Source organism: Psychrobacter glacincola, assembly GCF_965118485.1.
GTDB lineage: Bacteria > Pseudomonadota > Gammaproteobacteria > Pseudomonadales > Moraxellaceae > Psychrobacter > Psychrobacter glacincola_D.
The window spans coordinates 19,950-41,779 of the sequence record NZ_CBCPJH010000002.1 but is presented as its reverse complement, the minus strand read 5'-3'; the positions used below and the strand labels follow the sequence as shown (position 1 = coordinate 41,779).

16 protein-coding genes are annotated in these 21,830 nt (G+C 42.2%); 10 read left to right on the top strand and 6 right to left on the bottom strand.

Annotated features, from left to right (window positions below; translation table 11 throughout):
* The first annotated feature begins 317 nt into the window (after positions 1-317).
* Positions 318-803 (top strand): FKBP-type peptidyl-prolyl cis-trans isomerase, encoded by a 486-nt coding sequence (locus ACMHKH_RS01070; protein ID WP_413518839.1) that lies wholly within the window; start codon positions 318-320, stop codon positions 801-803.
* Between the two features lie 502 nt (positions 804-1,305).
* Here ACMHKH_RS01070 and ACMHKH_RS01065 read toward each other — a convergent pair.
* Positions 1,306-3,516: a carboxy terminal-processing peptidase gene (locus tag ACMHKH_RS01065; RefSeq protein ID WP_413518838.1), complete on the bottom strand. Its 2,211-nt coding sequence runs from the start codon at positions 3,514-3,516 to the stop codon at positions 1,306-1,308.
* A 495-nt stretch (positions 3,517-4,011) separates the two neighbouring features.
* Here ACMHKH_RS01065 and nagZ point away from each other — a divergent pair, with 495 nt between their 5' ends.
* Positions 4,012-5,094 (top strand): beta-N-acetylhexosaminidase, encoded by a 1,083-nt coding sequence (nagZ, locus tag ACMHKH_RS01060; protein ID WP_413518837.1) that lies wholly within the window; start codon positions 4,012-4,014, stop codon positions 5,092-5,094.
* Positions 5,095-5,205: 111 nt separating this feature from the next.
* Here nagZ and ACMHKH_RS01055 read toward each other — a convergent pair whose 3' ends face one another.
* Positions 5,206-6,807, bottom strand: a complete 1,602-nt coding sequence (locus ACMHKH_RS01055; RefSeq protein WP_413518836.1) for an OmpA family protein — start codon at positions 6,805-6,807, stop codon at positions 5,206-5,208.
* 399 nt (positions 6,808-7,206) lie between these two features.
* On the bottom strand, positions 7,207-8,745 hold the full coding sequence (locus tag ACMHKH_RS01050; RefSeq protein ID WP_413518835.1) for a hypothetical protein: 1,539 nt from the start codon (positions 8,743-8,745) through the stop codon (positions 7,207-7,209).
* Between the two features lie 314 nt (positions 8,746-9,059).
* Here ACMHKH_RS01050 and ACMHKH_RS01045 point away from each other — a divergent pair, with 314 nt between their 5' ends.
* The 6 genes from ACMHKH_RS01045 (at position 9,060) to ACMHKH_RS01020 (ending at position 14,239) form a co-directional block, all read left to right on the top strand.
* Positions 9,060-9,668, top strand: coding sequence for a rhomboid family intramembrane serine protease (locus tag ACMHKH_RS01045; protein WP_413518834.1), 609 nt, complete (start codon positions 9,060-9,062; stop codon positions 9,666-9,668).
* A gap of 46 nt (positions 9,669-9,714) precedes the next feature.
* Positions 9,715-10,686, top strand: coding sequence for a metallophosphoesterase (locus tag ACMHKH_RS01040; RefSeq protein ID WP_413518833.1), 972 nt, complete (start codon positions 9,715-9,717; stop codon positions 10,684-10,686).
* 102 nt (positions 10,687-10,788) lie between these two features.
* On the top strand, positions 10,789-11,349 hold the full coding sequence (purE, locus tag ACMHKH_RS01035; protein ID WP_413518832.1) for a 5-(carboxyamino)imidazole ribonucleotide mutase: 561 nt from the start codon (positions 10,789-10,791) through the stop codon (positions 11,347-11,349).
* A 243-nt stretch (positions 11,350-11,592) separates the two neighbouring features.
* Positions 11,593-12,960 (top strand): 5-(carboxyamino)imidazole ribonucleotide synthase, encoded by a 1,368-nt coding sequence (locus ACMHKH_RS01030; protein ID WP_413518831.1) that lies wholly within the window; start codon positions 11,593-11,595, stop codon positions 12,958-12,960.
* The gene (locus tag ACMHKH_RS01025; RefSeq protein WP_413518830.1) at positions 12,960-13,409 is read left to right on the top strand and encodes a YaiI/YqxD family protein; all 450 of its coding nucleotides are present in this window, start codon (positions 12,960-12,962) and stop codon (positions 13,407-13,409) included. Before ACMHKH_RS01030 ends, ACMHKH_RS01025 begins: the two co-directional genes overlap by 1 nt.
* Positions 13,410-13,600: 191 nt before the next feature.
* Positions 13,601-14,239: an NAD(P)H-binding protein gene (locus ACMHKH_RS01020; RefSeq protein WP_413518829.1), complete on the top strand. Its 639-nt coding sequence runs from the start codon at positions 13,601-13,603 to the stop codon at positions 14,237-14,239.
* A 119-nt stretch (positions 14,240-14,358) separates the two neighbouring features.
* Here ACMHKH_RS01020 and epmA read toward each other — a convergent pair whose 3' ends face one another.
* The 3 genes from epmA to ACMHKH_RS01005 form a co-directional block, all read right to left on the bottom strand.
* Positions 14,359-15,387, bottom strand: a complete 1,029-nt coding sequence (gene epmA, locus ACMHKH_RS01015; protein ID WP_413518828.1) for an EF-P lysine aminoacylase EpmA — start codon at positions 15,385-15,387, stop codon at positions 14,359-14,361.
* A 75-nt stretch (positions 15,388-15,462) separates the two neighbouring features.
* Positions 15,463-16,608, bottom strand: coding sequence for a 4-phosphoerythronate dehydrogenase (locus ACMHKH_RS01010; RefSeq protein ID WP_413518827.1), 1,146 nt, complete (start codon positions 16,606-16,608; stop codon positions 15,463-15,465).
* A 104-nt stretch (positions 16,609-16,712) separates the two neighbouring features.
* Positions 16,713-17,852 (bottom strand): AI-2E family transporter, encoded by a 1,140-nt coding sequence (locus ACMHKH_RS01005; RefSeq protein ID WP_413518826.1) that lies wholly within the window; start codon positions 17,850-17,852, stop codon positions 16,713-16,715.
* Positions 17,853-18,628: 776 nt separating this feature from the next.
* Here ACMHKH_RS01005 and ACMHKH_RS01000 point away from each other — a divergent pair.
* Positions 18,629-20,332: an NAD+ synthase gene (locus tag ACMHKH_RS01000; protein WP_413518825.1), complete on the top strand. Its 1,704-nt coding sequence runs from the start codon at positions 18,629-18,631 to the stop codon at positions 20,330-20,332.
* A 219-nt stretch (positions 20,333-20,551) separates the two neighbouring features.
* Entirely contained in the window at positions 20,552-21,829 is a 1,278-nt protein-coding gene (locus ACMHKH_RS00995) for a hemolysin family protein (RefSeq protein WP_413518824.1), read from the top strand.
* The last annotated feature ends 1 nt before the right edge of the window (position 21,830 follow it).

The following is a 21,830-nucleotide window of genomic DNA, read 5'->3' as shown; positions in this document are numbered from 1 at the left end:
ATCCTTATAGTTATTGCTATGGTAGAAGTCATTGCTCAAAAACGCAACTGGCGAACCTTAAACCAGCAACGCACTATTTGGTAAATATACTAAAAACATGGATTATTCTGTTCAATTACACGATTAATTAGCATTTTTTGTTGTTTTCACCTTGAAAATGATGTGAGTTATCGCAATTAAAGAGGCTAACTGCTAAAGTTACTCTAATAAACTGATGATAATTAACTGATGACGTGGCTATTTGGCTGGCTGATTGGCTTTTTTAGGTTTATTGCAACCGTATTTAATTTTTAATATCAATATATTTAGGATAATTTATGACTACTATCGCAAAAGACACTGCCGTCAAGTTTAACTACACGCTAAAAGATGACGAAGGTAATATCCTTGACCAATCTCCAGAAGGCCAACCACTTGCTTATTTGCATGGTCACAGCAATATCATCCCAGGTCTAGAGCAACAACTAGAAGGCAAATCTGCTGGCGAAAGAGTCAACGCTGTTGTTGAGCCTGCTGACGGTTACGGCGAATACCAAGAACAAGCGGTACAACATGTACCACGTGACAACTTCCAAGGCGTTGAAGATATTCAGCCCGGCATGCAGTTTCAGTCAGAAGCTGGCGGTCAAGTCATGCTAGTTACCGTTACTGCTGTTAGCGACAAAGAAGTGATTGTTGATGCAAACCATCCACTAGCTGGCAAGCGTTTGACTTTTGATGTTGAAATTCAAGAAGTACGTGCCGCTACTGAAGACGAACTAAACCACGGTCATGTACATGGTGCAGGTGGCGTTGAGCACTAATCATTGATTGATTATCGTGTTAGATGCATAAGCAACTATTGATGCTAGACATCATTTATTGCAAAGGGTCAGTAGATTTTTCTATTGACCCTTTTTTATGAGCAAATTTAGAAGGTTTTATCCATACTTATTTAAGATTAATGTCTTTAAGTTTAACGTCCTTTGGATATGTCGAAGACCAGACGTAACAAAGCCGCATAACGACTAGCATTATGCGGCTTTTATTACTAACCATCCATGTTACTGTCATTCAATACTTAATCCCGAAGTATTTTATAACGGTCGAGCATCCAGCCCTATCATCCCTAATCAGCAAACTACCCATCCCTTATGCGACTTTCCAGATACCAATCCCTAGTACCTCTGAACCTTTTCGTTCAATCGTGCCGTAGATGTATAATCGCAGATTGAGCCATAGTAAGTAAGAGGTCTAAACGTCAATGCATGTAAGCATATGCTTACGTGCATTTTTTAAGGTTTGGGAGGATGAATAAATACTGATTTATAGCTTTTCTTCAGGACTGCTCAGCTTCATTGGTTCAGCGCTAAGCATAATATAAGCCGCCTCATTGATAAAGGCTTCATCTTCTGGTAACTCTGGGCGTTCTAAAGCCTTCATCTGACTACGCTCTTCAAACTTCGCATCCATTGCCGCTTGATAAGTATTCCAATTGGCATAAGGGCGTTCACCCGATGCAATCTGACGCTTATTCTCAGCTTCTAGCGAGCGTTTTTCTATCAGCTGCATTTTGGCACGGCGTTTATTGATATCTAGCGCAACTGGTTTCTTCTCATCTTCCATATTACGGATATCATTCAGTGTCGATAAATAAACAAACTGCGGATTTTTCTCTTGGCGGACTTTTGATTGCTGATTTAGCGTCGCTAAAGTATTCGACGTAAATTTACCTTCAGGTTTGTATGGCGAAGTCTTTATCGTATCCCAAGGTAGAGCCTTTTTCTGCGCGCGCTCACCAAAGGTTGCATCATCATAGATATTAACCAATTCAATATCTGGTACCACGCCTTTGTTTTGCGTACTACCACCGGTGATACGGTAGAATTTACGCTGCGTCAACGTCGCTGAACCTAGCGCCAAACTGTCTAACTGGATTTGTGCTGAACCTTTGCCTGTGGTTGTACTACCAACCACCAATCCACGTCCATAATCCTGAATCGCGGCAGCAAAAATCTCACTAGCAGACGCAGAGGCAAGGTTAGTCAAAACGACTACCTTACCATCATATAACTGCTCACCACCGTCATCATCACGGTAGACTTGGATATTACCGCGATTGTCACGAATCTGTACTAGTGGACCACTCTTGATAAAGAAGCCTAGCATCTTGGCGACTTCATCTAACGAACCGCCTGGGTTATTACGAAGATCAACAACCAGACCATCAATGTTTTCTTTATTGAGCTCTTTTAGTGCTTTTTCGGTATCGATACTAACGCTGCGATAATCCTCACCATTACGGCGGGCGCGATAATTTAGATAAAAGCTTGGGATTTCAAGGACACCGATACGTTTTGGGGTTTTATCAATATTTGGACGCTGTACTTCCACCACACGCTGAGTGACGCCTGATTCTTCTTGCGCAATAATATCTCGAACCACAGTCACGTTACGGGCACTGGCTTCAGGGGTATTGGGCTGACGTACTTTGATCGTCACTGATGTACCGCGTTTACCGCGAATCAGACTGACGATTTCACGCGTTGACCAACCGACCACATCAGTCATGGTCTCGCCGTCTTTAGCAATACCAATAATTAGGTCGTTCGGCTTAATTTGACCGGATTTAGCAGCTGGACCGCCATCAACTAGGGTCACAATACGCGTATAGTCTGGATTTTTGCGGTCAGGACGAATAGATACCCCAATCCCTTCTAACTGTAAGCTAGATTGAATTTGCAGCTCGTTAGCTTGAATCGGTGCATAATAGTTGCTGTGCGGATCGTAGGTCAGCATCGCCGTATTTAAGATGGTTTCCATAATCTCATCATCTTTTAGACGGGTAAACTGCTCTTGCTGACGCGATAAACGATTAAGCAAAATCTCACTCGGCGTGCGCTCATCATTACGGACTAAGTCTTGACCGCGGGTAATATCTGGATTGTCTAAAAAGACTTTTTCTTTCGCCTTCTCATCTTCTTGACCCAAAGTAATACTCATCAGCTGAAACTTTAACTGCTTCGTCCAATAATCACGTTGCTCTTTTTTGGTCTTAAAGTGAGTGAGTTTTTCGCGATCTAGCACGATGGTATCTTTGCTGGTCAAATTAATATCGGTTTTCAGCATCTTTTTTGCCATAGCAAAGTATTCATTTGAGCGTTTACGATAGCGCTCAAATACCTCTACCCCAGCAGACAAATCACCGCGTTTTAGGCGGGCGCCAAACTCATCGGCATACTTTTTCTTAAATTCATCGACATCAGATTGCAAGAACAACGTATGGTTTGGATCAAGGCTATCAATATACATAGACAAAATCTCGCTGCCAGTCGCGGTATCAAGAGGCTGATTGAGATAATGACTGCGATCCAGCAATGCTGCTACTTGGCGCGTAGTAAGTTGTTGCTCAGGCGTCTGTTTAAAGCCGTCAGTATTGGTATCAGCCACCGCAGTACCATAGCTTTGGGTAAGAATTAAACCTGCGATACCCACTGATGCTGCACTGAGTAACCACTGTGCTGGTTGTTTTTTCATCATATCTACCTAATTATTTTAAGTGAAAAGTCTACATTTTTTAGCAAAATCAAAAATTTTCTATAAACAGCTGTCCATAAAATACTACTATTTTAGCTTTATTATATTTACCATTAAACCATGCATTACGCTAGTATTAAAAGCTCATAGCATAATCAGCTGTGAGCTTTTTTGCTTTTATTATCAAAAAATTAATACTAGCATGGCTATAAATAGCGCACTGTCTCAAACTGTATAAGCAATCTTACACGCTACGCGCGCTCATACCAAACTTTCTAGTTTATCCATAAGCGATGAATATATAAAAAATAAGAGTAAAAATATTGGACACTTCAATGTATTCATCTAGTGCATTATGCTCAGCCGATCATTACTGTCATAATACGACCATCATAATGATGGCTAACATTTAAAATTATAATGACAGTTTTCATTTAGCATTATTTTTAACTCAACTTATAATATAACAATAGATAACCCACTAAGGATATTCCTATGTATGGCGTTTTAATGATTGATATTGATAGTACTGCACTGACCACAGAAGATATCACCTTGCTCAAACAAGCCCAAGTGGGCGGTGTGATATTATTTGCCAGAAACGTCACAGATGCCGCGCAAGTACGTGCGCTGTGTGATGACATACGCTATCACAATGCCGATATTCTCATTGGAGTCGATCAAGAAGGGGGACGCGTTGCCAGATTGCGTAACGGTTTTACGCCATTACCGGCAATGGGTAAGCTTGGTGAATTATTTAATAAAGATCCTAGTCTTGCTTTAGAATGTGCTTATGATTGTGGTTACCTTATGGCAGCTGAAGTATTGGCAGTGGGGATTGACCTAAGCTTTGCACCAGTGCTCGATAGAGATGGTATTAGCCAAGTTATCGGTGATCGCAGTTTCCATCATGAGCCGCAAGCCATCATTGCGTTGGCAGCACAGTTTATGCGCGGTATGAAAGCCGCTGGTATGGCAACCACAGGCAAGCACTTCCCTGGTCATGGTGCGATAGCCCCTGATTCACACATAGCAGAAGCCATCGATGATCGTAGCTTAGATGAGATTATAAACAGTGATATGCAACCATTTGCGCAAACCTTGCCATGGCTAGACGCTTTGATGCCAGCACATGTGATTTTTTCGCAAGTAGATAATAAACCAGCAGGATTTTCTAAGATTTGGCTCAAAGACATTATTCGTGAGCAATTGAATTTTGACGGGGTATTGTTTTCTGACGACTTGTCGATGGCAGGTGCAAAAGCAGCGGGTGATGTCAGTGCGCGCGTCACAGCAGCGATTGAAGCCGGTTGCGATATTGCACTGGTTTGTAACGATAGAGTCGCTGCTCATGAGGCAGCAAAAGCAGCGCAAGACCTGCCCTATCCCAATCAAAAACGTATCAAGACTATGTGTGGACAGATACCGGCTTGGCAAGGCGACTTTGAATCAACTTGCCAGCAATTTGATCATTGGCAACAGGCAAAAGAGAATATCTCACAAACCTTCTTTCCTATTCAATTAGACGCTCAAATATCCGTTAATCTTGAGACAAAAGATCCAACCAATTATATTTAATAAGTAGCCATCAAGTTAATTTGATATAAAAACAGGCAAAATAAAAACCGCACCTTGATTAAGATACGGTTTTTATTTTATGATTTAATACACGATATTTTAATGCTTGGCTTAATTAGTTGCGGCTGGATCCAATGCTGTGCCACGGCTAGCATCATCAGCGTCTGGCATCAAATCATCATTATCGCTGTCTAATGGATTTAGATCTGGATCAAGCGCGTTATTATTAATCGCTAAGCCATCATTTACAGTATTAGCAGTTTCGTCATAAACCACAAACTCAATACGGCGGTTACGGAAACGACCTTGGTCTGTCGTATTGTCCGCAATAGGATCAGTCTCGCCCATACCTTTGGTCATAAGCTTACTAGGATCCGCACCTTGCGCTACTAAGTACTCTTTCATTGCTTGAGCACGCTCTTCTGACAGCTTCAGATTATACGCAGCATCTGCGGTTTTATCGGTATGACCAATAATCATCAGCTTCATATTGGGTACTTGCTCCATCAACTTCACAGCGCGGTCTAATAGTGCTTTGTTAGCGTCTGGAATCACGGCTTTATCAACTTCAAAGTTAACCACTTGCAGACTTAACGCACGAGCCACATCACGAGGATCTGGGTTTTGACCCAAGTTATCCATTGCTGCTTTAGAGGCCGTTAAGCTATCAGCAATCTCAGTTTTCTCATTCAGTGGACCTTCCGCAATAACCGTCATAGCTGGCGCTGCCGCTTGTAAATCTGCTACCAATTTGGTTAAGGCAGCGCTATCAGCAGCATTGACCGTAATCGTATCGCCTTGAATCAACATACTGGCATTTGGCACGTTTTTAAAGATAGGCAAAATAGTGGCTAGCTGCGCCGTCGCTGGCATGTCGATTGAGAAGTTATCATCGATATCTGCGCGGCAATTATTGGCGGCATCACCAAATACACCAGTCAGCTCAGTCATAACATTACTTTGTAGGGTGTCATTACCGACGTTCATACGGCAAGCATATAGCTCGTTATTTTCACTAGTGGCGATACGTAATGATGCCGGTGTAATAGCAGCAACAGCAGTTTTGCCATCGCTATCTACTGCTTGCTGTTCTGTAACAGGTTTACCGACTGGCTCAGGATTGTCTTGACAGCCTCTTAATAATGCCCACGCCAATGCACCCAAAATAATTAAACCAATAATAGGTAATAGCGCTTTCATAAAGCTGCCATCTTTTTCTTCCTCACGCTGTAGCGGCACAGTGCTTACGGTATCTGATATACGTGTGCCAGTAGCGGCAGGCGCAGCAGCAATCGCACCAATAGGCAATAAAGCCGTTGCCCATAAAGGAATATGGTGCTGATAACTGTCAATATTGTCGTTTAAAAATTGCGGTACAGGAGTCGTGCCTGCCAAGCTTTTAATTTCATGATAGGCAAGCGACGCTGCCATAGTAATCAGGCCACGAGTCGCTGTAACATCAACATTGTGCTTGCCAGCAAGCTCACGAGCGATTTGGTCACGATGCGTGTCTTCTGTCCAGACACGATCATAAAAACCTTGATCATCACGAGCAATATTTTCATGAGCAAAACGCTCATGGGTCTGATTGTCTGCTAAACGCGCAGCAAAAATCGCATAGAACTGTTCAAGTAGATTTTTCTTGGCAGGGTTGTGATCATCTCCAAGTACTGCAGGACTGACTGTCCGTGTCAAATGACTGATAATATCCATAGCATCCTTCCTCAACTTATCATTATTTTAAATAGCTTGTTTTAGGTGTTTTAAGCGCTAAAGAATAAAACGTTCATGTAGTTCTTTAGCGTTTAGTATTTTGAAATTAATAGTCTCTAATAGTATATAGCCACGCTATACAACGAGCGCTGACTAGACTTAGCTTTTGCCATTATAAAAGTATTAAGAAGGTATTCACAATCAACACGCTGTTGTGCAAATGCTACCGTAAGTAATATTTCAGTTGTTACTCGTAACTGGCACGCCTATAAAGTACAAACTGCTAACATACTGTCGATTTGATACTAGATTTGAACTTTAAGAGTGCCTTGTAAAAAAAATGCCTTACAAAATATAAAGCACCTTTTAATATGTCATAATCTTAAAAACGATACCGCCTTATCTTCTCACTTGAGCAGGTTCAACTACGATGACATTGCTTACCATATCGTCAACTTCAGATAAAGAGATAGGACCATTTGAGTTTGCAGGCGCGTTATTGGAGTTATTATTATTGCTATTTCTTACTGGTGAGGGCGGTGGTGCCACACTATCATTGGTATCATCGTCTGACGCTTGATACTCCACATTATTAGCGCTGTTGTTCGCATTGTTATTTGCAGGGGCGTTTTCAAGTTGGTTGTTATTAGTCGCCATACCATCTTGCTGCACGATACCGTTATTCATGCCACTGTTCATGTCACTAGGATTGCTAGGTAATGGTAGTGGCGCAGTAGTATCAATCATCATCGCTGGCAGCAATGTACGTGTATCTGTCATAAGGCGCTCTAGCTGCATGGTGCCTGGTGCCTCTAGAGTGATGCGATCATTTTGTAATTGTAAGCGTGCAAATGGCACAGACCTCAACAGTGTCAGCATATTGGGCAGTGACTCTATTGGCAGATTGGCAACGCTATTTGCAACGCCTGCAGTGACGCTCAGCTGACACATCCCTGCTTGCTCACCAAAGCTGGTATTCAGCGCTTGTTGCAACAGATTTTGTAGCGCGACATCACCTACTGACCCACTACAGTTATATAGGCTACCACTATTATCTACAGCAACAATCAGCTCAATCGGTGTCAATACTGGCGCTGCGATTTCAGGGGTCGGCACGACAACAGGCGTTGCCGCTACCGCTTCAACAGGCGTCGTATTATTAGGCTTAATTAACAATGCCCACACCAGTCCAATAACGGCGATTGCTGCTAGTAAGACAAACGTCCATAACAGCATGTCATTACGTTGATTGCGGGTACGGGTTTTTTCTCGCCTCAAATCATTGTTTTCTGCCAAATGGTGCTCTGCCGGACTGACATGAATGCTATCAGCATTAAGACGCTCATCCAACGTTGGTATCGGCGACTCTACCGTTGCGTTTTCGGCTGGCGTAATAATCTCGGTAGCTGCGGTATCGTACTTATTTAAAGACACTGGTATTACTGGCGCGACTATAGCACCCGCTTGTATACGCTGGCTCTGAAACAGCTCGTCGTCAGTGTGCTGTGGTGCACCAATAATAGGAGCCGACCAAATAGGCAAATAAGGACGCAATGACGCTTGCTGCCCTTGCAAAAATGCTGGTAAAAACTGTCCGTTTGCCAGTATTTTTAATTCTTGATAGGCAAGTGGTGCTGCATTGATCAGCAACTGCATCGTGGTAAATTCATCAATATGATGGGTCGATGCAAGCTCTTGAATCATGAGCCGACGTAAGCTTGCCGTTTGCCAAAGCTGCTCAAATAACGGTGGTTGGGCGACATGCTCATTGGTGACGACAGTATCATCACGCAGCACCTGCGAGTAAATATTTGGCAAGGCCAAACGCGACGCTAAAATGGCATAAAACTGCTCTAATAAGCTGACATGGGAGACGCTACCCTTATCGCCTAATATAGCTGCGGTCACCGTTTTCTCTAATTGTTCAATGATACTCATAAGTTACTGCCTCGGTCAGCATTCATGGTGCGCATATAGTTGTTATATTTTGATGAATGATAGTCTAAATCTTTACGGTCAGTATACGAAGCATTACTCACTGTCGCTCACACGATGTTATATTATTCGATATAAACAAATATTAAAGCATAATTTTGTCGCATATTGGTTTTTGCACTATGATTGCTGCTACTATTAGAAAGAATACGTAACCGTCTATTGGTCATGTTTAGATCATTATTTATAGAGCCTACGCTTTAAAGATTGTTCTATTTATTGATGCTATCTATCAGACCTAACCTAAGGACTATCCTTTGTTTAACCATACGACGCTTATTATTATCATTACCATTATTGTCAGTTTGCTAGCGTGGCAAAACAAAGCACTGTTTAATCGACTTATTTTCTATCCGCCAGCAGTGAATAACGGTCAATGGGATCGCTTTATTACTCATGGATTTATCCATGCTGATAGTATGCATCTGCTTTTTAACATGTTTACCTTATACTTTTTTGGGCGGGCAATTGAAGGCTTGTACCAGAAATTTTTGTTCGGCTATGGCTTTGTGCTTTTTTATGTACTGGCTATTATTGTTGCGATGATTCCTAGTTATATTAAGCACAAGCAAAGCGCCAGTTACTTAAGTCTGGGCGCGTCAGGCGGTGTCTCTGCAGTATTATTTGCCTTTATATTGCTTGCTCCTTGGGAAAAAATCTATCTATTTGCGATTATTCCTATCCCAGCTATCTTATTTGCAGTTGCTTATGTCGCTTACAGTATCTATGCCAATAAACGTGGCGGCTCAAACATCAATCATATGGCACATCTATGGGGCGGCGCGTTTGGAGTTATAGCCACGATTGTTTTAGAGCCAAAAGTACTACCGCATTTTATAAATGCGTTACTGTCACCTGGTTTTTAGATAGCTTTTTTAAATACCCTTCTTAAGTTAACCTTGATGCTTTATTATGATTATAGATGTTATTGGTGATGTTCACGGCTATGCAGAAAAGCTGGTCGGACTGCTACAGCAATTGGGTTATGTCCATAACGGTCAGCACTTTGTGCCGCCAGCTGGTCATCGTGCGCTATTTATTGGTGATTTAATTGACCGTGGCTCGCAGCAAGTAGCGACGTTAGAAATCGTTTTTGCCATGCTCGACGCGGATGTTGCTGATGCAGTAATGGGCAACCATGAATATAATGCCCTCGCCTTCGCTACGCCTGATCCTGATGATAATAGCCAATATCTACGTTCGCATAATGAAATACATACCCGCCAGCATAAGGCATTTTTGGCAGAAATCCCTTTTGGCTCAGACGTCCATCAATACTGGCTACAGCGCCTATATGAGCTTCCCTTGTGGCTTGAAACCGATTACGCTTGCTTTGTGCATGCTTGTTGGGATGTCGACAGCATGGCGATACTACAGCCATTACTAACACAGAGTAATTGCTTAACACCACATGGGCTGATTGCAACCTCTCGAGAAGATAGTGCCGCATTTGATGCATTAGAGCGTGTATTAAAAGGCGTCGAAACGCCGCTACCTAATGGATTGGTGATGGTCGACAAAGAAGGTACCGAGCGCACACGGGTGCGAGTACGTTGGTGGCTTGATGCACTGAATACCCGTAGCATTCACGAAGTGGCTCGCGCACCTTTATCAGCATTGGCACAGATTCCTAAAGATGCATTGGCTGAGAATATAGAATTTGCTTTAAAGACTCACAAGCCTGTCTTTGTCGGTCATTATTGGCTGACAGGCACGCCTGAACCACTCAGTGCGCAAATCGTCTGTACTGATTATTCAGCAGCGGTCGATAGCGGTTATTTGACCTGTTATCAGCTGGACAGCGAACAGCCTCTACCCTTAAAAATCAATAATTTTGTGCAATATCGTCACGATGAAGATAGCGCGATACTTAGTCATCTTTAAGCTATCTCATAATTTTTACGCCTGCTTTAACATTAAAGCGCAAACTTGGCTTTACGAGTGCAGCAAAACTTTTGTATGATGGTCTTTTTGAGGATATCAAAGATGAGCACCACATCCGCTACGGTTAACGCTGTTGATCAAAATGCACCGATCACCTCCCCTGCAGGTCAATCAAAAGTTGGCATTATAATGGGTTCTCAGTCTGATTGGGCGACCATGAGCGCGGCGGCACAGTTGCTTGCTGACTTTGATATCGCCTTTGAATGTGAAGTGGTATCAGCACATCGTACACCGGATAGATTGTTCGATTATGCTAAGAGCGCAAAAGCTAACGGCTTGCAAGTGATTATCGCTGGTGCTGGTGGTGCTGCTCACTTGCCTGGCATGTGCGCTAGCCAAACGCCGCTACCTGTCTTTGGTGTTCCGGTAAAATCCTCTATGCTTAGTGGTTGGGACAGCTTATTATCTATCGTTCAGATGCCTAAAGGCGTAGCAGTTGGCACCTTAGCGATTGGTTCTGCTGGCGCTTATAATGCTGCGCTGCTTGCCATTCAAGTGTTGGCGTTACATGACGAGTCGATTGCTACTAAGCTTGATCATATGCGTCAAACCCAAACTGATACCATCCTTGCCAATCCGATACCTGGTATTATCAATTCTTAATAACCAATAGTACTCAGTTCAAGTTAATAACAAGCAATTGTTATAGTAGCCATTATCATCATTCGCTTTAAAACTAAGCGGGCTGCACTTGATATTTACTTTTAGATAAGTTTTACTAAATATAAGGTGCATACAATGCACCTTTTCCTATTTTAATTCGTTAAACATTTATAGTCTTATACCTTTATATTTTTATCCATTGAAGCATTTAATCCATTATTTATTTAAATCAAAGAGCCTACCATGACCATAGCGAACGCTTATCCTGTTACTCAAACCATTCGTACCATCGGAATTTTAGGCGGTGGTCAGCTCGGCATGATGCTGGCACAAGCAGCTATGCCATTGGGCTATCAATGTGTGTTTTTAGAAGACAGTGCTGACTGTCCGGCAGGTCTCTATGGACGCGTTTTTAGCAGCGAGCAATTAGATGCCTTTATTGAAGCGGCTGACGTCTTTACTTTAGAGTTTGAAAATACCCCAACTGCGACTGTTGAGCAACTAGCAAACTTATCAAAATCTGGCAGCAAACAAGGGATGTTTCCGCCAACGATTGCATTAGATATCGCGCAAGACCGTTTAAAAGAAAAACAGATGTTTAATACGCTTGATATTGCAACAGTGCCCTTTATATCTATTAGCTCAGAGGTAGAGTTGCAGCAAGCTTGTGATGAGCTTGGACTACCTATCGTCCTCAAAACCAGCCGCGGTGGTTATGATGGTAAAGGTCAGTTTGTGATTAAAACCAATAGCGATATTAAAGCGGCTTGGCTAGAGCTAAAAGATGCGGTTACGGGTACAGGGTCACTGACGCAAACGCCAGCACCATTAATTGCCGAAGGTTTTATTCATTTTAGTCGTGAGCTTTCTATTATCGCCGCACGAGGTCAAAACGGTCAGGTACGCTGTTATGATTTGGTCGAAAACCATCATCATCAGGGTATTTTAGCCAAAACCCAAGCTCCAGCCGTTGGCACCAGTCATTTATTCCAGCAAGCAACTGATGCCATTACCAAGGTCATGAATCATTTGGGCTATGTTGGGGTGATGGCGCTTGAGCTATTTGTGACCAAAGATACTCGCGGCAATGACACTTTACTTACCAATGAGATAGCGCCGCGCGTACATAATTCTGGACATTGGAGTATTGAAGGCGCTGTTACCAGTCAATTTGAAAATCATATCCGCGCGGTGGTCAATCTGCCACTAGGTGATACTGATAATGTCCATCCAGCGATTATGCTCAATGTCTTAGGACAGTATCCTGATATCAGTGCAGTACTTAATATCGATGGCGTCCATTATCATAGCTATCATAAAGCAGAGCGCGATGACCGTAAAATTGCCCATATTACCTTGATGCCAAACGATGTAGCAGATTTAGAGCCTGCACTAGCTAAGCTGGTCGCCATACTGCCTAATAAAGTTGGTCTTGATAAAAAGGTAGCGCCCATCAGCAATCCAACAACTGCAGAAGTTAACTCAACGACTACTGAAGTAGAGACCGACGATAAAAATCTAAAAAACTCAGTACATGATTCAGTAAATGATAGCAGCGAGCAAAAATTTGCTAAGCCGACAAACATTAAAGCAGAGAAGGCTAAGAAATAATGCAGATTTGGGTAGATGCCGATTCGGTACCTTTAATTGCTAAAGACTTAATTATTAAGACCGCTGAGCGCACACAAACGATGGCGATATTTGTCGCCAATCAGCCAATTAAGCTGCGTAAGTCACCGCTACTGGTGATGACTGTCGTGCCTTCTGGCTTTGATAAGGCTGATGATTATATTGTTGAGCAGATTCAGGCAGGTGATTTGGCGATTACTAGTGACATCCCTTTGGCAAATGATATCTTGGATAAAGGTGGCATGGTACTAACAACACGCGGCGTTGTTTATGACAAAAACAACATCAAGCAAAAGCTCAATATGCGCGATTTTATGGATACTATGCGTGGTACTGGCGTGCTTGAGCTGCAAGAAATGAGCGGGCAAAAACCTTATGGCGACCGTGATAAAAAAGCCTTTGCTGATGGCTTAAATAAGCTAGTACGCTAATTTTCAAACCCTTTGTTTTTTAGTTTCTCGATTTCACTCTCCTTGCAAACCGTATACATTCCATAACTAAACACTATGCAATCGGCACGCTTCATAACGAAGCGTGCCGATTTTTCTTGTTACGCTACATTCAAGATTTAAAACAATAAATTTTAAAAATGATGATAACGTAAATAAAAACAGGAATAATTATGAAGATTTTAGTAGTTGGTGCTAGTGGTAGAGTAGGGTCAGATTTGGTTAAACAGCTATTAAAAGACAACTATCAAGTGATTGGCACGACCCGTCAAGAAGAAAAACTGTTTAATGATGACAATTATAGTCAGTTAGATTTAGATATCACCGCAGATAAAGATTCGATTCAAAAGCAAATCGATAAAGATATCGATGCCATATATTTCGTTGCCGGTTCTGGCGGTAAGGATGTTTTAGAGGTCGATTTACACGGCGCGGTTAAGACCATGCAAGCCGCCGAAGATAACGGTATTAAACGCTATATCATGTTAAGTACCGTATTTTCACTAGACACCAGTAAGTGGAACAATCCTGGTATTGCTGACCTAAAACAATACTATATTTGCAAACATTACGCTGACCAATGGTTGGTCAATAATAGCAGCCTTGACTACACAATCGTGCAAGCGGGTGCACTAAAAGAGCGAGCAGCGACGGGCAAAGTCACTATCAATGATGACAGTGCTGGTGAGAACTCAATTAAAGATGTGGCTACGACGTTGGCTGCTGTACTTAATGCTAATAATACGATTAAGAAAGTATTTAGTATGCAGAACGGTGAGACAGCAATTGATGAAGGGATTGCTAAATTATAATAGAGTGCAGGTATGCATTAATTAAAAAAAGTAAAAAGCGAGTAAGCCTAATGGGTTACTCGCTTTTTTCTAATAGACGTTCAAGTAGGTGATAACTACTTAAGTCATTCAAAAAATCATTAAGCCAAACCACTAGGAAATGCAATAACCTGTTCTAAGCTACTGGCACCTGTGGTTACCATCAGCAACCTATCTAAACCAACTGCAATCCCGCTACAAGGTATCAGCTCATCAGATGCGGCAATCAAGTGTTCATCCATTGGCATTTCTGGCAATTTATGACGCCATCGCAATCGATTATCCTGCTCAAACCGCTCTCTTAGCACCTGCCCGTCTGCTAGCTCGTCATACGCATTGGCAATCTCAATACCGTTAATATAAAGCTCAAAGCGTTTGGCAACTTCATTACCCTCTTTATCGACAGTAGTTTTCGCCAATGCAGCAGTCGCTGGCGGATACTCAATAATCAACGTTGGTAAATCGTGACCCAAATTTGGCTCAACAGCATGGCTAAATAGTAAGTCCAACCAGCTTTGACGAATATCTTGTTCATTATTAGTTTGGCTATTTTCTACACTATTAAAATCAAACCCTGTCAAACCTTTATCTTCCGCCACAGCTTGTAGTGCCACCAGACTAGCAGTCAGCGGATGAATACCAACAAAATCCATAAAAGCATCAACGTAGCGATAATGGCTCATGATTATCGGATGCCCATATAGCATCTCTAATAGCTCGCCAAGCTCTGCCGCCATCTCATCCAGACTGTAATTTGGCTGATACCATTCAAGCATGGTAAATTCAATATTGTGCCGCGCCCCAATCTCATTATCCCGAAAGACCGGACAGATTTGATAAATGGGCACCTGCCAGCTAGCAAGTAAGCGCTTCATGGCAAACTCAGGTGAGGTATGCAGATAATACGTACAAGGTTTGTCTTGATACGTGACCTGTGCGGCGACTGACTGCAAAAAGGTGTCGGTATTGCCAGCTTGCGATAATAACGGTGTTTGCACTTCTAGCACTTGGCGTTGACGAAAAAAATTTCGGATATGATATATAAATTGTGCGCGCTGCTGCGCCATCGCAAGGGTCATGGTTGGCGCATAGCTTGGCTTAGACAAAGGCTGATTACTGGCTTTACTCATAACAGATTACCGTGCCTCACAAAACACAAATATAGATACTTAGAATATATATAGTTAGACAGTCACACTGCTTGCCTATGCTTGCCATTCACGGCGCAAATGGTAATCACGGCGTAGCTGGTCAAAATCTGCGCCTTTTACCTTGCCTTGCGTCACTTTATTTCTTAATGCCGCATCGTCTTTTTTGATGTCATAAAACTTCTGTAATCTGTCTGGGTTTTCTTTTAGCTCAGACCAGAGATAAGTATTGAGCGGTAGCAGCTGATGCATCGACAATACAGGCAACACTGCTAACTTCTCACATAAGGCGTCATAAATAATTTGTGTACCGCGCAACTTGCCTTCTAAGGTATAACCGGCAATATGCGGAGTGGCAATCGCAAGTTTAGACAGCAAGCTCTCAGCTATTTGCGGCTCATGCTCAAATACATCCAAGACTACTTGACGGTTCGTCGCATCAATATCAGCTTCGATAGCAGTGGCATCTATCACAGGTCCGCGCGCGCTATTAACCAGCATGGTATGCGGCGACATCAATGCTAACGTTTCTGCATTGATTAAATGGCGGGTTGGATAGTCGCTGACGTTATTACTGATACTGTCGCTAACTACATCATTCGCTGCGCCTTGCGAATCTTTTTTATCCGTCAAAGGTACATGTAAACTCACCACATCGCTTTGGCGCAATACCTGTTCAAGACTAGCATTATTAATATCAGATGCAGCCAACAATGGGTCATAACCCAATACTTGCCAGCCTAAATCACTGGCATATCGCGCTAGTGTGCTGCCAATATTACCAAGTCCTATAATACCCAATGTGATTGGCGTGGTAGATTGCTGCCAATACTGCGGGCGCAAAGTCAAAATAGCGCTCACTACATATTGCGCGACCGAATGTTTGCTACAGCCAGCAGCATTGGCAAAGCTAATATTGCGCGCCGCCAGATAATCTTGATCAACATGGTCAGTACCAATAGTTGCAGAACCGACAAATTTGACACTATTGTTATTAGCCAATAGTGATTGGTCGATTACAGTTACTGAACGTATCAACAGCACATCAGGCTGCAAGTCCTCCAATAACTGCGCATTAATATCACGACCAGCAACGCGTATGACCTGTACTTGTTGCTCAGTATTTTGACCTAGTGCTACAGGATTAAAGAACTCATCAAGGCTTGCGATATTACTATCAGCCACAATAGTGAGATTTTTCATCGTATCTACCTTGTTTTTCATAGTACCCGCTACCGTCTCATTTAATATGGATAATTTTACAGATGACTCTAAATACTTTAAGCAATTTTTTAATATAAATGAGCTTATAAGGGTGTTTCTTGGCTTGGATGATTGACCTTCATCAGGCTTTTACCTTGATCTAACTCTTCTTGCTGGGCAAACAGCTCATTTTTGTGCTGCGATATCCATTCACGCCATACCGCAAGTCCGATTGCCAGTACCACAGGACCGATAAACAAACCCACAAAACCAAAAGCGGTCAGACCGCCTAGCACCCCAATGAAAATAATAATAAAAGGAATTTTGGTTGCGCCACTAATGACGATAGGACGAATAAGATTATCAACCCAGCTAATCACCAGAATGCCCCATAACGCCAAGCCTATCCCTTCAACCGTATGCCCTTGGCTCAGTAACCACAGTGAGACACCACCCCAAACGAATGGCGTGCCAAATGGAATTAAAGCAATGATAAACGTCACAATCGTCATCAAAATAGGACTCGGTGCGCTAGCAAAATAGTAACCAACACCAGCGAGCAGCGCCTGTGCTAATGCCGTCAATCCAATACCGTAAACCACGGCACGCGTGGTAGTACCAACCGAATCAATATAACCATCAATACGATTACCGATGATATTGCGCAGCGCTTGGCGAATTTGGCGAACTAAACTGGTACCATCGCGATAAAAGAAAAACAAGGTCATAAGCGCCATGCCAAGTTTGGCAAGACCACTGAAGACCACATCAAAGGCGATTTTTCCATAATACAGGTGCGACTGTACCCACAGACGAAATGCCTCTAGCGTCCCTTCAGGATTTTTATTAATGCGCCAAAGCACATCTTTAACCTGCTGACCTATTATCGGCAAATCTTTGACAGAGTCAGGCACATCCAAATAGCCAACCTTAATCCGATAAACTAAATTAGTAATCAGGCTTAATGCTTCTTGTTGCAAAATAAAAATACCGGCGACCAGAGGCACGCCTATCATTAACGTAATACTCACGGTCATAATCGCCGCGCTAAAATTTGAGCTGAACCTAACCCTTTGATGAAAAAAGTTATAAATAGGAAAGGTGACATATGCCAAAATCGCCGCCCACAGTGCCGGTACAATAAAAAACTGTACCACTTGAAAACACAGTACAAACAGCACGACCAATAAGGTAATCGCCAGCAAGCGCTGAATAATAAATTCTTTTGTCCAGTTTTCAATCATAGCGTATAAACCAAGGGTTGCCAGCAGAAACCTTGCGGCTCTACTATAAAGTTTATAAATGGGTCGTTTAAATCACAGGTTATGTTTGTAATTTTTATCCATTAGCGAAGGTTTTAGGCAGTGCAGAAGCAGATAAAGCATCTGCTTGTTAAAGATCAAGGCAAACCTATAACAAGCGGACATTATGCAGCAAAATCTCTCAAATAAATAAGGCTATGTTGTAACCTTTACTTACAACTTTATTGATAGAACATTTGCTCATGCGTTTATTGCTCCTGATATTGATGGCTAAAATAGTCAGTGTAGAATTATATTAGCAAAAAACACTTCGCATCTGCGATTTTTATGCCTTTTTAACTCTGTTATCTAGTAGGCTAAATCACTGGCTGATTCTATTAGTAGTATCAATTGGTGTTATACTAAAGGGATTAATTTACGCTTTTAAATAACGTTATATTGATTTGGCTGTATTTATTTTCATTAAAATAAGCCCTAAGCGTTTTAAAACGAATTATCTTTACTCTCATTTTTTGCTCTACTCTCAACGATATTTAACGTCAAATTTAGAGCAGCAATATATAAATTGAGAGAACAGATAAGCATGACATTCATGTTTATCTACGCTTGATTTTCATAGTATCGACGCTCTATTGAAGCATCGTACTTTGAATAAATAATTGAAAATATAGTTTGAATCAATTTCGGAAAACTATTTTAATTTGGTTTTATTTGAAACCAAAACACATTTAAATAACCTATTGATAGGAACAATAACAATGTCAAAAGACACCACAAAAGATACTGATAACCCTAACCTTACTGCTGCAACAGACGTTAATAAAGCTCCAAAATCGCAAGATAGCGTCACTTTTGCTTTAGCACAGTCTCATTTTTTAGTCGGTGATATCAAAGCTAACGCCGAAAAAATGCGCACGTTGGCCTTACAAGCCCGCGAGCAAGGCGCTGATGTCATTATTTTTCCAGAGCTTGGATTATTAGGCTATCCACCACAAGATTTATTGCTACGCCCTAGTCTTTCAGGTCGTATCAAGGCAGCGCTATCGACGCTAAGCGATATCGATGATATTGTCATGATTGTGGGCTATCCGCATGTTGATCATCATGGCACTTTTAACTCAGCCGCTATTTTGCATAACGGTCATCAAAAAGGCTTCTATCATAAGCAAATCTTGCCAAACTATGGCGTCTTTGATGAGCGCCGTTACTTCGATAAAGGTCGCAACCAAGTTCTATTTGACTATAAAGGCATCACCATTGGTTTGCTTATTTGTGAAGACTTGTGGGAAAAAGGACCTATTGCTGAGCTTAAAAAGCAAGGCGCTGACCTGATTGTGAGTTTAAACGCCTCGCCATTTGAGATTGAAAAGCAAGATACGCGCAAAACTATGCTTGCCAAACGTAGTCGCGAAAATAACTTACCGATTATTTATCTTAATGCCGTTGGCGGTCAAGATGATTTGGTATTTGACGGCGGCTCTATGGCGATTCAAGCGGACGGCAGTGTGGCACATGAAGCCTCACGCTTTATGAATCAATTGCTACTTGCCAGCTTTGATGTAAAAACAGCAAAATTTAACAGCCAAGTAAAAGCGCCATTATCATTAAGTCGTGAATCTGAGATGTATCAAGCGCTGGTTGTTGGTTTGCGTGATTACGTTAACCTTTCAGGCTTTACTGGCATTATTGTGGGCTTGTCAGGCGGCATTGATTCGGCATTGACATTATGTATTGCTGTCGATGCGCTAGGCGCTGATAAGGTTTACGCGGTTATGATGCCGTATGAATATACTTCACAAATCAGCTTAGAGGACGCGCAAGCTCAAGCTCGCCGTCTCAATGTCTCTTATACCGTTTGTCCTATCTTTGATGCAGTCGAAGGTATCCGTCATACCCTTGCGCCATTATTCAACAAATCGCCTGCTGATACCACCGAAGAAAATATCCAAGCACGCGCACGCGGTGTGGTACTGATGGCATTGTCGAATAAATTTGGGCATTTGGTTATCACAACTGGTAATAAATCAGAGCTAGCCGTTGGCTATTCAACTTTATACGGGGATATGGCAGGCGGTTTTGACGTTCTAAAAGACGTCTATAAATCACAAGTTTACAAACTGGCCAGCTATCGTAACCGTTTAGAAGATACGCCAGTTATCCCTGAGCGCGTCATTACGCGTCCGCCATCCGCTGAGCTGCGCCCTGATCAAAAAGACCAAGACAGCTTGCCTGATTATGATGTTCTAGATGGTATTTTAATGTCTTATATCGATGAAGATATGGGCTATCAAGATATTGTCGATAAAGGCTTCGATGCCGATTTGGTGGCTAAGGTTATCCAGATGGTCGATGGTAGCGAATATAAACGCTCACAAGCACCGATTGGCACAAAAATTAGCCATAAAGCCTTTGGTCGTGAGCGCCGCTATCCGCTAGTCAATAAATGGTCTATTAAAGGCTAAGCTTAGAAATAACATTTATCTTTATACTTTTAATGTGTTTTTAGAGGTTTGATAAATTTACCTTTCTGTGTTCTACATACTGCTTCATAATGAGCTGGGTGCATGCCCAGCTTTTTAGTTTTTATGTATAAATCCTTCCAACTATTCTTTTTCTCGTACTATTTTATTCATTATTATTAACTTCCCTACCCTATCTAATTATTCTTATCCGAGTCTTTCATGAGCTTGCTAACCGCCGCTGTGTGTATTTTTATATTAATTGCGCTAAGCGCTATTGTTTCTAGTTCGGAGTTGGCGCTTGCCTCCGCCCGCAAAATCAAGCTACAAGTCATGGCCAAGGAAGGCGAAGTTCGAGCACTCGATGTGCTCAATATGCAGGAACAACCCGGCAGCTTTATTACTGTGGTACAAGTGGCGCTCAACGCCGTAGCCATCCTAGCAGGGGTTATCGGTGAGTCAGCCGTTAGTCCCTATTTACAGCAGCTTTTTGGTAATGATACGGCCGCATCAGTGGTTTCATTTATCTTGGTCACCAGTGTATTTGTATTATTTGCCGACTTGATGCCCAAGCGTTTAGCGATGTCTAATGCCGAACCTATCGCGGTCAAAATGGTACGACCGATGATTTTCTTTATTTTTGTCTTTAAACCGATTATTTGGGTATTTGATGGGGCGGCAAACTTCCTCTTTAAACTGATAGGCGTCTCAACTGTACGCCAAGATGAGATGACCTCAGAAGATATTTATGCAGTGATGGATGCCGGTGCTGAAGCTGGCGTCATTAAACATCAAGAACATCATTTGATTGAAAACATCTTTGAGATGCAAGAGCGTACGGTGACTTCGGTGATGAATCCGCGCGAGCATATTGTCTATTTTGATACCAAAGCCAGTACCGAAGAAGTGGTTGCGGTCATGATTAAGCAACCACACAATAAATTTTTGGTTTGTAATGACGATGATTTAGAAGATATCGTCGGTTATGTAGAATCGCGTAGCTTTTTGGCCTCGGTACTTGAGCAGCAAGAAGTGTGCTTAACGGACAAAGCGTTATTGAAGCCAGCTCTTTTTATCCCCGATACTTTATCGTTATTTGAAGTGCTTGAAACCTTTAAATCAACAGGCGCAGATTTTGCCGTTATTGTGAATGAGTATGCGTTGGTGGTTGGGGTTATTACGCTTAAAGACGTGATGAGTATCGTTATGGGCGAGCTGGTAACCTTAGAGGAGCAGCCGATTGTGCAGCGTACCGACAACTCGTGGCTAATTGATGGCATGACACCCATCGAAGATGTCATTCGCTCATTGGGCATGGTCAATCTACCGCATAGCGAAAATTACGAGACCATTAGCGGCTTTATGATGTATATGCTACGTAAAATTCCTAAAAAGACCGACAGCGTCGAATATGCCAATTATCGTTTTGAGATTATTGCCACTGATAACCTTAAAATCACTCAGCTGCTAGTGACAAAATTTGAAGATGTCATTGAATAAA